General features: G+C 62.2%; 13 protein-coding genes. 8 read left to right on the top strand and 5 right to left on the bottom strand.

The window, feature by feature from the left end; all coding sequences use genetic code 11:
* Positions 1-876 carry a tyrosine-type recombinase/integrase gene (locus G520_RS0102495; RefSeq protein WP_028534293.1) on the top strand — a complete coding sequence of 292 codons (876 nt, stop codon included), beginning with the start codon at positions 1-3 and terminating at the stop codon, positions 874-876.
* Positions 877-1,124: 248 nt separating this feature from the next.
* Here the strand turns inward: G520_RS0102495 and G520_RS0102500 are convergent, their stop codons facing one another.
* Together G520_RS0102500 and G520_RS0102505 are read right to left on the bottom strand one after the other, a co-directional pair.
* Complete coding sequence (locus tag G520_RS0102500; RefSeq protein ID WP_028534294.1) at positions 1,125-1,622, bottom strand: CinA family protein; 498 nt, start codon at positions 1,620-1,622, stop codon at positions 1,125-1,127.
* A 120-nt stretch (positions 1,623-1,742) separates the two neighbouring features.
* Positions 1,743-2,942, bottom strand: a complete 1,200-nt coding sequence (locus G520_RS0102505) for an MFS transporter (protein ID WP_051228869.1) — start codon at positions 2,940-2,942, stop codon at positions 1,743-1,745.
* A 212-nt stretch (positions 2,943-3,154) separates the two neighbouring features.
* On the opposite strand from G520_RS0102505, the gene G520_RS0102510 reads away from it, so the two are divergent.
* From G520_RS0102510 to G520_RS0102525, 4 genes are all read left to right on the top strand, one after another.
* Positions 3,155-4,675 carry a DUF1800 domain-containing protein gene (locus tag G520_RS0102510; RefSeq protein WP_084637421.1) on the top strand — a complete coding sequence of 507 codons (1,521 nt, stop codon included), beginning with the start codon at positions 3,155-3,157 and terminating at the stop codon, positions 4,673-4,675.
* 12 nt (positions 4,676-4,687) lie between these two features.
* The gene (locus G520_RS0102515; RefSeq protein WP_028534297.1) at positions 4,688-5,872 is read left to right on the top strand and encodes a DUF1501 domain-containing protein; all 1,185 of its coding nucleotides are present in this window, start codon (positions 4,688-4,690) and stop codon (positions 5,870-5,872) included.
* A gap of 83 nt (positions 5,873-5,955) precedes the next feature.
* The gene (locus tag G520_RS0102520; protein ID WP_028534298.1) at positions 5,956-6,480 is read left to right on the top strand and encodes a PadR family transcriptional regulator; all 525 of its coding nucleotides are present in this window, start codon (positions 5,956-5,958) and stop codon (positions 6,478-6,480) included.
* The gene (locus G520_RS0102525) at positions 6,477-7,103 is read left to right on the top strand and encodes a LysE family translocator (protein WP_028534299.1); all 627 of its coding nucleotides are present in this window, start codon (positions 6,477-6,479) and stop codon (positions 7,101-7,103) included. Before G520_RS0102520 ends, G520_RS0102525 begins: the two co-directional genes overlap by 4 nt.
* A gap of 31 nt (positions 7,104-7,134) precedes the next feature.
* On the opposite strand, the gene G520_RS0102530 is transcribed toward G520_RS0102525, so the two are convergent.
* On the bottom strand, positions 7,135-7,899 hold the full coding sequence (locus G520_RS0102530) for a transporter substrate-binding domain-containing protein (RefSeq protein WP_036665124.1): 765 nt from the start codon (positions 7,897-7,899) through the stop codon (positions 7,135-7,137).
* A 278-nt stretch (positions 7,900-8,177) separates the two neighbouring features.
* On the opposite strand from G520_RS0102530, the gene G520_RS0102535 reads away from it, so the two are divergent.
* Together G520_RS0102535 and G520_RS21195 are read left to right on the top strand one after the other, a co-directional pair.
* Positions 8,178-8,519: an FKBP-type peptidyl-prolyl cis-trans isomerase gene (locus G520_RS0102535; protein WP_028534301.1), complete on the top strand. Its 342-nt coding sequence runs from the start codon at positions 8,178-8,180 to the stop codon at positions 8,517-8,519.
* 287 nt (positions 8,520-8,806) lie between these two features.
* Positions 8,807-9,412 carry a DNA-3-methyladenine glycosylase I gene (locus tag G520_RS21195; protein WP_051228872.1) on the top strand — a complete coding sequence of 202 codons (606 nt, stop codon included), beginning with the start codon at positions 8,807-8,809 and terminating at the stop codon, positions 9,410-9,412.
* A 90-nt stretch (positions 9,413-9,502) separates the two neighbouring features.
* Here the strand turns inward: G520_RS21195 and G520_RS21200 are convergent, their stop codons facing one another.
* Entirely contained in the window at positions 9,503-10,435 is a 933-nt protein-coding gene (locus tag G520_RS21200) for a LysR family transcriptional regulator (RefSeq protein WP_051228874.1), read from the bottom strand.
* 432 nt (positions 10,436-10,867) lie between these two features.
* On the opposite strand from G520_RS21200, the gene G520_RS0102550 reads away from it, so the two are divergent.
* Positions 10,868-12,082: an HD-GYP domain-containing protein gene (locus G520_RS0102550; protein ID WP_028534302.1), complete on the top strand. Its 1,215-nt coding sequence runs from the start codon at positions 10,868-10,870 to the stop codon at positions 12,080-12,082.
* Between the two features lie 71 nt (positions 12,083-12,153).
* Here the strand turns inward: G520_RS0102550 and G520_RS0102555 are convergent, their stop codons facing one another.
* The gene (locus G520_RS0102555; protein ID WP_156876844.1) at positions 12,154-12,324 is read right to left on the bottom strand and encodes a hypothetical protein; all 171 of its coding nucleotides are present in this window, start codon (positions 12,322-12,324) and stop codon (positions 12,154-12,156) included.
* Positions 12,325-12,391 lie beyond the last annotated feature (67 nt).

The following is a 12,391-nucleotide window of genomic DNA, read 5'->3' on the forward strand; positions in this document are numbered from 1 at the left end:
ATGCAATGGGATCTGACCGCGTTCGCACGCCATCTCGAAGAGCGGGGCAAAAGCCGCCTGACCATCAAGGCCTATCTGCGCGACGTCGCAGAACTAGAGCGCCAGTCGCGCGGGCGCGCCGCGCACGACATCACGCGCCAGGATGTCGCGCACGGACTCGCGGCTCGGCACGCGCAGGGGCTGTCCGCGCGCAGCCTGGCTCGCATGCTGTCGGCCTGGCGCATGTTCTGCGACTGGCTGGTCGAACGAGGCGAGCGCACGAGCAATCCCTGCCTCGGCCTGCACGCTCCCAAACAGGGAAGGCGCTTGCCCGGCGCGCTACCGGTCGATGCCACCAGCGCGATTCTGGATGCGCTCCCGACCGGCACGGCGCTCGAATTGCGCGACAAGGCCATGTTCGAATTACTCTATGCCTCGGGCCTGCGCCTGACGGAACTCACGGCGCTCGACCTCGCGGATGTCGATCTGGAGCAGGAATTGGTCACCGTACGCCACGGCAAGGGCGACAAGATGCGCATCGTTCCGCTCGGGCGCGCCGCGGCCACGGCGATCGCCGCCTGGCTTGCCGTGCGCCGCAGCCGCGACGCGGCCATGTTCACCACCCTGTCGGGCGGGCGCCTCGGCGCGCGCCAGGTCGAAAAACGGCTCGCACGCTGCGGCGAACGCCTGGGCGCAGACCGGCATCTGCATCCCCATATGCTGCGCCACTCCTTCGCCTCGCATCTGCTGCAGTCGTCCGGCGACTTGCGCGCGGTACAGGAACTGCTCGGCCACTCGAATCTATCCACCACACAGATCTACACCAGCCTCGACTTCCAGCATCTGGCGCTCGTCTACGATGCGGCGCACCCGCGCGCGAAAAAAAACGGCGACTAGACACGCCCTGCTACGCCGTCGTTTTCACGTCGTTGCGCACGCCGCCGGGCAGCCCGGCTTTCTGGGCGTCGGATCGGCACGCGACGATGTCGGCATCACGGTTTCCTGCTGGAGCGATCCGGAATCGATACGCAACTGGAAAAACATCGCAGAGCCCCTGATGGCATTCCGCTTGCACGGCACGGCTCGCGCATGTCGAGCGCGACCACGCGATGGCAGTGCGCACCTGAGCCGTGCGGGGCCGGGCATCAGGCCATCGCCACGTCTTCGTCCAGCCATTCGATCAGCGCGGCGAGAGCGCACTGGACGGTCTGCTCGCGCACGGCCGCACGATCGCCCTCGAAACGGCGCAGGAAGGCCCGACTCTCGCCCCCGGCTCGGGCGAGACCGAACCAGACGGTGCCGACCGGTTTCTCGGCACTACCGCCGCCGGGGCCGGCGATACCCGATACGGCCAGCGACCAGTCGGCGCCCGAAACAGCCAGCGCGCCGGCACTCATTTCACGCACCGTGCGCTCGCTGACCGCTCCGGCGGCCGCCAGCGTGGACGCGCTGACACCGAGCAACTTTTGCTTGGCCTCGTTGCTGTAGGTAACGAAACCGAAGCCGAACCAGTCGGAACTGCCGGCAATATCGGTCAGCGCCGCGGCGATCAACCCGCCGCTGCAGGATTCGGCCGTGGCGACGCTCTCGCCGCGCGCGATCAGGCGCCGCCCGAGGCTGGCGGCGATATCGGAATGAGTCATGCGATGTTCCTGTGTTGCACTGGGCAAAACCCGATTCTACCCATCCCTGTCAGCCGGCGACAGCCGGAACAGGGACCGCGGCCTCATGCCCCCTCTACCCGACAGCCGTCCGCGCCGACATCAGGCCCGGGCGCGCGCTTCGCAGGCGACGGATGCCCTTCGTCCGTCGGCGAGAGCCGCCAGAACAAACAGCAGCGCCAGCCCCCACAGCACCGTCACCATGAACGGGGGGCCGAAGCGATGCATGACCAGGCCGGTGGCGGCGCCGCCCGCACAACTGCCCACGTTCCAGGCCAGGGCGATCAGCCCCGAGGCGCGCAGCAGCGCCTTGCCGCTGAAATAATCGCCGCAAGCGACCAAGGCAAGAGTGTAAACGCCCCCGGCCACGCCTCCCAAGACAAACAGATAGATCTCCCAGGCCGGCGACCAGCCGATCAGAGCGGGTAGCAGAGGCAGCAGCAGGCACAAGGCAAGGCCGCAGCAAAGATGGGTACGGCGGCGCCCATAGCGATCAGCCAGGCAACCGACCGCGAACTGCAAGGTGGCATCCCCCAGAAACACCAACGAGGCCGCCGCCAGCGCTTGCCCCTGCCCCAGACCGGCGGCAAGGGCCGCCAGGGGCAGAAAGCTGAACGTCACCGTATCGAAAGCGGCAAAAAAAAGCGTTGCGACGATGATGACCGGGGCCATCCATACAATGCCCGACCAGGAAACGGCATGTTCTTTCGCGCCCGGTGCGACCGCGGCATCCGCCAGGCCGGTTCCGCGAGGCTCGTCCCGCGCGACCAGAATACCGGGTGCACCCAGCAGGAAGACAAGGCCGCACAATACGAAAGCGCGCTGGGGGTAAGCGGCAAGCCAGTCGGTCAGAATGGGGCCGAGAACCTGGCAGGAGGTGAAACAGGTGGTATAGATGGCGACGATCCGTCCGCGCACGGCGTCGCCCGGCAACAGGTTGATCCACGCCTCTCCGAGTACGAACAAGGGGGCCATCGCCATCCCGAACGCGAAGCGCAGGCCGAACCAGGCCACAAGCGACGACGTGTACTGCAAAGGCACGACCGAGGCCGCCGCCAGCAGCAGACACGCCAGCATGACGCGACGCCGCCCCAGAGCCTGCGTCAACGACGGGGCAGCGAAGGTGGCGAGCGCGCCGCCAAGTGCCGTCGCTGCCGCCATCCAGCCGATGATATCCGGCCCGTAGCCGCGTGCGCTCAGCACGAGCGCAGTCAATGGCATCGTGCTGCCCAGCCCCAGTCCCAACAAGGCAACGCTAAATGTCACGGCCAGAAAATCCAGCCAAACCCTGCGCTCCAGCATTCCTATCTCCTGTCCTTGCCAAGCTGGCGCAACCGCCCGCGCGTGAGGGGACGAACACCGATCTTACGGTCTGGCGGCCACCGTGGACAGCCTTGCCTTCGCGCATTGCACGCCTCGCTCGACATGCGTGTCATAATACAGACAGGTACCCCAATATAAGTCATCCATGGCGAAATGGTTGCCACGCCCATGTCGCCACGCGAGGGAGCCCCATGCCAGAAGTGCGTCCGTCTACCCTTCTCATTCTGCTTGCCACCGCGCTCTGTGCCTGTGCGACGCCGCCGCGCCCGCTCCCGGCAGCCGATACGTTCGCCTTCGCCAATCGTCTCAGCTGGGGGGCGAACAGCGCGAGCCTGCGTCAGCTAGAAACCGAAGGCGCCGACGCTTACCTTGGGCACCAACTGCGCCCCTCGCCGGATGCCGAATTGCCCCCCGCCGTACAAAGCCAGGTCGCGGCACTGGAGATCAGCCGCAAACCGATGACCGTGCTGGCGAGCGAACTGGAAGAGCAACGCAAAACGGCCGACGCGATGGGCGACGAAGGACAGAAAAAGGCGGCACAGCAAGCTTACCAGCAACATATGAACCAACTCGCGCGCGAGACCGCCACTCGTTCGCTGTTGCGCGACCTCTACTCGCCGCAGCAGTTGCAAGAACAGATGACATGGTTCTGGTTGAATCATTTTTCCGTCCATCAATATAAAGGCCCTTTGCGCTTCATGCTGGCGGACTACGAAGACAGGATCCGCTCGCATGCGCTCGGTCGGTTCCGCGATCTGCTGGAACTGAGTTCGCACCACCCGGCCATGCTGGTCTATCTGGACAACAACCAGAATGCGCTCGGCCATCTCAACGAGAATTACGCACGCGAGTTGATGGAACTGCATACGCTGGGAGTCAACGGCGGCTATAGCCAGCACGATGTCCAGGAACTGGCGCGCATCCTTACCGGACTCGGCGTCAATCTTGCCGGGCAGCCACCGCACCTCAAACGCGACTGGCAGAGTCAGTACTGGTCCCGCAACCTGGTCGAATTCAATCCCGCCCGTCACGACTATGGCGACAAGATATTTCTCGGCCATCCGATACGCGGCCGCGGCAGCGACGAGCTGGAAGAGGTTCTGGACCGACTCGCACGCCATCCGGCCACGGCCCGCTTCCTCAGCCGCAAGCTCGCGCTGTATTTCACCGGCAACGCCCCGTCCCCTGTTCTGCTCGACCGGCTCGCACAACGCTACCTGAGCAGCGACGGTCAGATCGGCGCCGTTTTGCAAACGCTGTTCGAGTCGGCCGAGTTTCGCGCTTCGCTAGGCAAGGATTTCAAGGATCCGGTCCACTATGTGGTGTCGGCGGTGCGCCTTGCCTATGACGGCAAGACCATTCTCAACGCCGACCCCATGCTCGGCTGGTTGAACCGGATGGGGGAAGCGTTCTACGGCCACACCACCCCTGAAGGATATCCTCTGACCGCATCGGGCTGGGCCAGCCCGGGGCAGATGAACACCCGCATCGAAATTGCCAAAACCATAGGCAGCGGCAACGCCGGACTGTTCCGCAGCGCCGGGCCGGCACCCGTCGAGCGCGCGGCGTTTCCACAGTTGTCCAACGCCCTCTACTACCGCTACTGGCAAGCCTCGCTCGGACCGGCAACGCGCGCCGCGCTGGAGCAGGCGCAAACGCCACAGGAGTGGAACACCTTTTTGCTGGCCTCCCCGGAATTCATGTACCGCTGAAGGAGCCCCGCCATGAACCGACGTCAACTCTTACAGACGCTGAGCGCCGTACCGCTCGCACTCTGCTGCGGCCGTCTAATGGCAGCAAGCGCACAAGCCCCGCGCTTCTTGCTTGTTTTTCTGCGCGGCGGCTACGATTCGAGCAATCTGCTGGTGCCGGTGACGAGCGATTTCTATTACGAATCGCGCCCCACCATCGCCATTCCGAGACCGGGGAGCGAACCGCTCGGCGCACTGCCGCTGGATTCGGACTGGGGACTGCACCCGGTTCTGGGCGAAACCATGCTCCCCCTGTTCAGGGCAGGGCAACTCGCCTTCCTGCCCTTCGCCGGCAACGACGACCTCTCGCGCAGCCATTTCGAGACCCAGGACAGCATGGAATCGGGGCAAGCGCTCTCCGGAGCGCGCCACTATCAATCCGGATTTCTCAATCGCCTGGCCATGCTATTGCGAGGCCGCGAGGCCATGTCGTTCACGGACCAGTTGCCGCTGATTTTTCAGGGTGCCCGGCAAATCCCGAATATGGCTTTGCGCGAGATAGGGAAACCGGGGCTGGATCCGCGCCAAAGCCGTATCATCGCCGACATGTATCGGTCTACCCCCCTGGCCGGGCCGGTGCTCGCCGGTTTCGCCGTCAGGGACGAAGTCGCGCGCGACATGAGCGCGGAAATGGCAGCGGCCAGCCGCAACGCCGTCTCTGCCAGGGGCTTCGAACTGGAGGCACGCCGCATCGCGGCCTTGATGCGCGAGCGATACAGCCTGGGTTTCGTCGATATCGGCGGCTGGGACACGCATGTCGGCGAAGGGGGGGCCAGCGGCTACCTGGCGGGACGGCTGGACGAACTGGGACGGGGGCTGGCGGCATACGCCGAGGCGATGGGTCCGGTCTGGCGCGACACCGTCGTCGTCGTGGTCAGCGAATTCGGCCGGACGTTCCGTGAAAACGGGGATCGCGGCACCGATCATGGACATGGCAGCTGCTATTGGATACTCGGCGGCCGGCTCAAAGGCGCGCGCATCGCAGGCGAGCAAACCCGCGTCGCGGCAGCGAATCTGCTGCAAAACCGCGACTATCCGGTTCTCAACGACTACCGGGCGCTGCTCGGCGGGATCTTCTCCCGCCTCTACGAACTTTCCCCGTCGCAGCTGGACAGCGTGTTCCCCGGCGCTAAAGCGCAAGACCTCGCCTTGTTGTAGATCGCTGGTGACGGCAGGCTTGCCATCGCCTCGCGATGGATATATCGTATAGACACATCGATTCGATATATCCATCCGTGAAAATGCTGGAAACACTGATTCTGGGCTTTCTGAACGAAGCCGACATGCACGGCTACGAGCTCAAGCTGCGCCTGTCCGCGCTCGCCTCTCATTACCGCAAGATCAGCGACGGAAGCCTGTATCCGGCCTTGCAGCGCTTGCTTGCCGCCGGCCGTATCGAGCCGGCGCCGTCAGCCGGCGCCGACGCGCGCAAGCGCACGACATATCGCCTCACGGCGGCAGGACGGGAACAGCTGCTCGCCACCCTGGCCCGGCCCGGCGAACACGACATCAGCGACCGCAACCGCTTCTTCGGCCTGCTCAATTTCCTGCACTACCTGCCACTCGGCGCTCAGCGCGCGATTCTCCGCCGGCGCAGGCACTTTCTCGACCATCCGCAGCCTTTCAATCCGCCCGCGCATTCAGTACCCACGCTTTTCCGTGCGGGAATGCTGACAATGGCACACGCTACCCGACGCGCAGAAATCGAGTGGCTGGAGCATGCGCTCTCCACACTGGGCGAAGAACAGGAGACACTGCAATCATGAACCTTGCGACCACCCTCTCCTTCAGCGGAGTCATGCTCGCCGCCACCGCCGCCCCCGGGCCGGCCATGTTCTACGCCCTGGACTGCGGGACGCGGCGCGGCCTGCGCCCGGCGCTGCTCGCCGCCTTCGGCGTGAGCCTGATGGCCGTCGTCTATGCGGCACTCGCTCTGGCCGGCCTGGCCGCCGTGCTCAGGCACTATGGCGAACTGTATGGCTTGCTGCGCTGCGGCGGCGCACTGTATCTACTGTATTGCGGCTACCGCGCGCTCAAGGCGTCCGGTCGGACCGGCCAAGAGCCGCCCGACACCGTACGCCCCGCCCCGGGCACGCAGCGCAGGCTCTTTCTCGATGCCGTGCTGCTTGGCGCATCCAACCCCAAGGGCATCCTGTTTTTCGCCGCGCTCTTCCCCCAGTTCCTGCCGCGCAACCTCGTGCCCACGGACTCGGTTCTGATCCTTGCCATCACCTTTGCGAGCAGCATGGCCGGCATGATGTCGTACGCGGCAGGAGGCGCAAGCTTCGCCCGCGTCTTGCGCCGACCGCAGGTACGCAAGCGGGTCGCGCGCACGACCGCCTTGATCTATGGCGCGTTCGGACTTCGCCTGTTGCTGGACAGAAGCTGAGCCCGGCTGCCGGTGCTGCGCCCGGGTCCATCTAGCGCAACCAGTGTTCGGCGAGCTTGCGGAACTCTCCGCTCGCGCGCGACAGATGCAACCACTGGTCGACATACTCCTTGCTCGCAGCATCGTTGCGCGGCAGCAGGAAAGCATCCTCGCTGTACTGCAGGGGCTTGTCCGGATTGACGGCGCACAGTCCGGGCCGTTGCCGCTGCTGCACGATGGCCTCGGCGGCCTCAGTGACAAAGACATCGGCCTTGCCGGCCAGAATCTGGTCGAAAATCGTCAGGTTTTCGGCATGAACGGTCAAGCGTGCCGTCTTGAAATTAGCGCGGGCGAAGCGCTCGTTGCTCCCTCCCGGATTCGTGATGACCCTGACCCCGGGTTTATCGATATCGGCCACGCTCTGATAGCGTTTGGCATCTGCGCAACGCACCAGCGGGGTTTTGCCGTTGACCATGTACGGCTTGCTGAATGCGGCTTTTTTCTGGCGCTCCAGCGTCACTGAAATGCCGCCGACAGCCATATCGCACTTGCCGGCCGTAAAATCGTCCATCAAGCTGTTCCAGCTCGTCTTGACGAAAACGACCCGAGCCGGCAGCGTCGCCGCCAGGGACTGGACCAGATCGATATCCAGCCCTTCGTAACGGTCGCCGCCGAGGGCGAAGCTGAATGGCTTGTAGTCGCCCGGCGTACAGACCCGAAGCACTCCACTCTTGATGACGTCATCGATCATGCCGGCCTGTGCGTACGTACTGCAGACAAGCGCCGACAGCAAGGAAAGTGTCAAACCCCATTTCATGGTACGGTCCCGTAAAATTGATGAAAACGGGCTAGCAAAATCCGCTCCAGCGAACCTGGCACCCTATCGATCGAACGGCCGCGACAGCCAGCCGTCGCCGCAGCCACGACTATAGCAGCCGTGCACCGCAGTGTGACGCCGACAATACAGAAAAGGCGCCTTCACTATGTGCGCATACCCGAATCGAAGAAGGAGGCTGCAGCGGGGTCATGATATTATTGCCGCGTTTCGCGGGTTCAGGCCGCTTCGCCCCCCCGCCGACCGACCGGGAGAAATCGATGGAAGACGAATTGCACTGGACCGACCTGCAGCCCGGCACGGGCAAGGCGGTCGTCAAAGGCGCGCTGATCACCACCCACTATCGGGGCTTCCTGCAGGATGGCACCGAGTTCGATTCATCGCACGCACATGGCAAACCGTTTCAGTGCGTCATCGGCAGCGGGCGCGTGATCAAGGGCTGGGATCTCGGACTGATGGGCATGCGGGTCGGCGGCAAGCGTAAATTATGGGTACCGGCCCGGCTGGCCTATGCCGACAGGCAGGTCGGAGCCCTGATCAAGCCGGGATCGGACCTCCTGTTCGAGATCGAACTGCTGGAAGTCCTGACCCGCGACGATTGAGCCTTCCACCGCGCCCGACGCCCGGGTGCAATCAGATACAGAGCGGAGCCGCTGTGCCGCTGCCCGCGCCCCCATAGCCAGACCGGGCTCCGGCGTCGACAGCCCCTCGCCACGGCAAGGCGTCGCCCCCGCCGCGCAGAGGGTTTCAGGAATTGACGCCGTGCGCCCCGCAGGACGGCCCCTTTGATTCTTGTCCTGGCATTAGTAGACGGCAGGGGCTTCAGGGCACATCGAACGACACCGATCGTCATCGTGGGCTGTCACGATGACACCGACAGGAGCAGACCATGAATGATGTACACATGCCCACGCGTTGCGCCTGGGCGGGCCAGGATGCGCAAATGCAGGCCTATCACGACAAGGAGTGGGGACTCCCGCTGCGCGACTCGCGCGCGCTGTGGGAGATGCTGATGCTGGAAGGTTTCCAGGCCGGTCTGGCCTGGATCACCGTGCTGCGCAAGCGAGCGGCCTTGCAACAAGCGTTTGCCGGTTTCGATCCGGACAGGGTGGCGGCTTTCGACGAAGACGATGTACTGCGTCTACTGCAAGACGCGGGCATCATCCGCTCGCGTGCCAAGATAGAGGCCACCATTGCCGGGGCCCGCATCTACTGTGCGATGCGCGATCGCGGCGAAGATTTCAGCGATTTCTGCTGGGCTTTCAGCGGGGGGAAAGCCCTTACCGGCGATGGCCAGACGGTGCTGGCGCAAAGCGCGCTTTCCACGCAGATATCGAAAGAACTCAAGCGGCGGGGCTTCAAATTCGTCGGCCCGACCATCGTCCATGCCTGGCTGCAGGCGGTAGGCATCATCAACGACCATGCCGTCGCTTGTTTCCGCCGCGATGAGATTCGCCATTCGAATATCGACCCGCCGTGCGCCGATGGAAACTGAAACGATAACGGCGCCGCCAGTAAATGCCATACTGACGGCGCCGCTGCGGCGATACCATCGCACAGGCTTGCAACACCCTTAAGCCAATAATCAAAATCCGGAATCGACGGGTATCGCATTGCCCGGTTGCCGGTCGCTCCAATAGTCACGATAAAAACTGACAAGAAGGCTGCTAAGAGGAGAAACCATGCGTCCGGGCGGATAAAGTGCAAACACTCCACCATGGGGCAAACTCCACTCTGGCAGCACCTTGCACAAACGCCCGGCAGCAAGATCTGCCACGACACTCAATTCGTCGAGAACCGAAATTCCCATGCCCTGACGCAACAAGGCACACAAGCCCTGAGTGGAGTCGGTTCGCATTTTCTGACTCATCTGCACCACCCTGCGCCCTTCCAGCGGATGAGAAAACGTCCAGGTCAGCGAATGAGGAAGAATCGACAGATTAATCCACTCATACCTCGTCAGCGCCTCAGGCGAGTCGGGCACCCCCACTTCATCCAGATAAGCGGGCGCAGCCACCAGATACTGGGCAAAATCTTCGAGCTTGACCGCTCGTGACGAGGAATCCTGCAAGCGGCCCAGACGAAAGGACAGGTCGATCGCCCCTTTGACCATGTCGCGGGCCTGATCGGAGACTTGGACGTCGAGCGCCACCCGCGGATAGCGTCGCGTGAATGCCGCCAGCACTGGAGCCAGCCGGTGCTCGAGAAATTCGATGGTTGCACTGATGCGTAGGCGTCCGTTGGTCTCGTCGAAGCGAGTGCACACGGCACGCAGCGTGTCCTGCAGGGCCTGCAGCAGAGGCAGTGCCTCTGCGTACAAGCGGTGACTCTCGGGCGTCGGAGCAACAAGACGGGTCGTGCGCCGGAACAAGGTCACTTGCAACTGCTGCTCCAGTCGCGAAATGGCAATACTGACACTCGCCTTGCTCGCATTCAGTCGTTCCGAAGCGCCGGTAAAGCTTCCCGCTTCATAAACTGCGGCAAACACATGCAACAGATTGATATCAGGAAGGCTCATGCTGCCCCCCGCATAGACTGACGCGGACGGATTGTTTGCAATTGCATAAAAGTGATTTTCGTTTTATGTGGTTTATCTATTCTTAAATCATATTTATGATGACAGATAAATCTCAAATTTTTAAATATAAATCTGTAAAAAAATAAGCACAGAAAACGAACGCCATCGAGGCATTGTCATTTTATGGTCTAACCACAGTTAAATCCTTATACCCTCGGTGTAATTGACAGGCAAGGGATACAAACGTCGCCAGCGCAGATATTACCGGGGCACCCGCACGCGCCTGCAAATATGGCATTGCCATTCATAATTTCGGATGTGATTATCATTTTCCATATCCAAAACAATCATTAACGGCTTGCACGGCACTTTGGCGAAGACCATAAAAGCAGGGCTTAATCAAAGCCATTCCACTTTCGACAAATCCTGACAATGATTAAGTGCATCAACGTTTCCGACCTCAGACCGGGCATGTACATTCACGATCTGAATTGCGGCTGGATGGCGCATCCCTTTTTGTGGACGCGTTTTTTGTTGCGGGCTGAAAAAACAATTGGGCTAATCGTCGCGGCGGGAATACAAGAAGTCTATATCGATACCAGGAAAGGTCTGGATGAACCTCATGCGCCGACGATGCATGAGATCAGTAGAAAGCAGGACAGCGAAATCATCGACTTCGCGCGCGCGCATCCCCCTCTGGAACGCAAGGTGGAAATCAGCGGCGAGATGGTGCATGCACGGCGCATTCACAGCGAGGCCAGGCTGGTCGTGCACGGCATTTTGCAGGACGTCCGCATGGGGCGGCAGGTGAAGCTGGAAAAAATCCACCCTTCGATCGAGCATCTCACCGACTCCATCTTGCGCAACAGCGGTGCCCTGCTCTCGCTATGCCGCATCAAGAACAAGGACAATTACACCTTCTTGCACTCGGTCAGCGTCGGCGCGCTGATGGTCAGCTTTTGTCACGCACAGGGCATGGAGCGGGAAGCGATGCATCAGGCGGGCATCGGCGGCATGCTGCACGATATCGGCAAGATGATGATTCCGGACGATATCCTCAACAAGCCGGGCAAACTCAGCACGATGGAGTTCTCGCTGATGAAATGCCATGTCGTGGAAAGCCGGCGCATTCTGGAGGCGACCGAAGGCATTTCCGCAACGGCGGTGGATGTGGCGGCCCAGCATCACGAGCGCCATGACGGCAGCGGCTACCCGTTGGGCCTGAAAGGCGGCGAAATCTCGCCACTGGGGCAGATGGCGGCTATTGTCGACGTCTACGACGCCCTGACCTCCGATCGCTGTTATCACCAGGCGATTGCACCCACCGATGCCTTGCGCAAGATTCTCGAATGGTCCCGCTTCTACTTCGACCCGGCGCTGGTGCACGTCTTCATGCGCTACATCGGCATCTATCCGGTCGGTACGTTGGTGAGGCTGGAAAGCGGCAGGCTGGGCGTGGTGGTCGAACAGAACGACAGCGACCTGATCTCACCCAAGGTCAGGGTGTTTTTCAGCAGCAAGAGCAATACCCATATCCGTCCGGAAGTCATCGACCTCGCCCACGGGATGGGCTCGGGGGGAGGCGACAGAATCGTTCGCCACGAATCGCCGAAGAAATGGAATCTGAACCCCGGCTCTTTCCTGTAGGCCATGCCCGAAGCAACGTCGTCAAGACCCGGAAACCGCATCGATCGCGGTCGCCATGTCCACGGCCGCCGTCACCTGTCGCGGTCAAGCAGCCATTCGACCCCGATGAATGCCAGAATGACGTATTTGAGTTTCCACACGAGCCAGAGTACGGCGGCCACGATGAGGGCGAGGACGACGGGCAGATGCAGGAACAGGTGCAGGACGCCGGCAAGGACGGCCAGTATGATAATCGAGAACATAAGGTCTGTCGGTTTGTGCCGCATGGCAGCGTAAAGCGCCGGTGTGTGATCCTGGCGCAAGAAGGGC

Origin of the sequence: Paludibacterium yongneupense DSM 18731 (assembly GCF_000422925.1) — a bacterium.
GTDB lineage: Bacteria > Pseudomonadota > Gammaproteobacteria > Burkholderiales > Chromobacteriaceae > Paludibacterium > Paludibacterium yongneupense.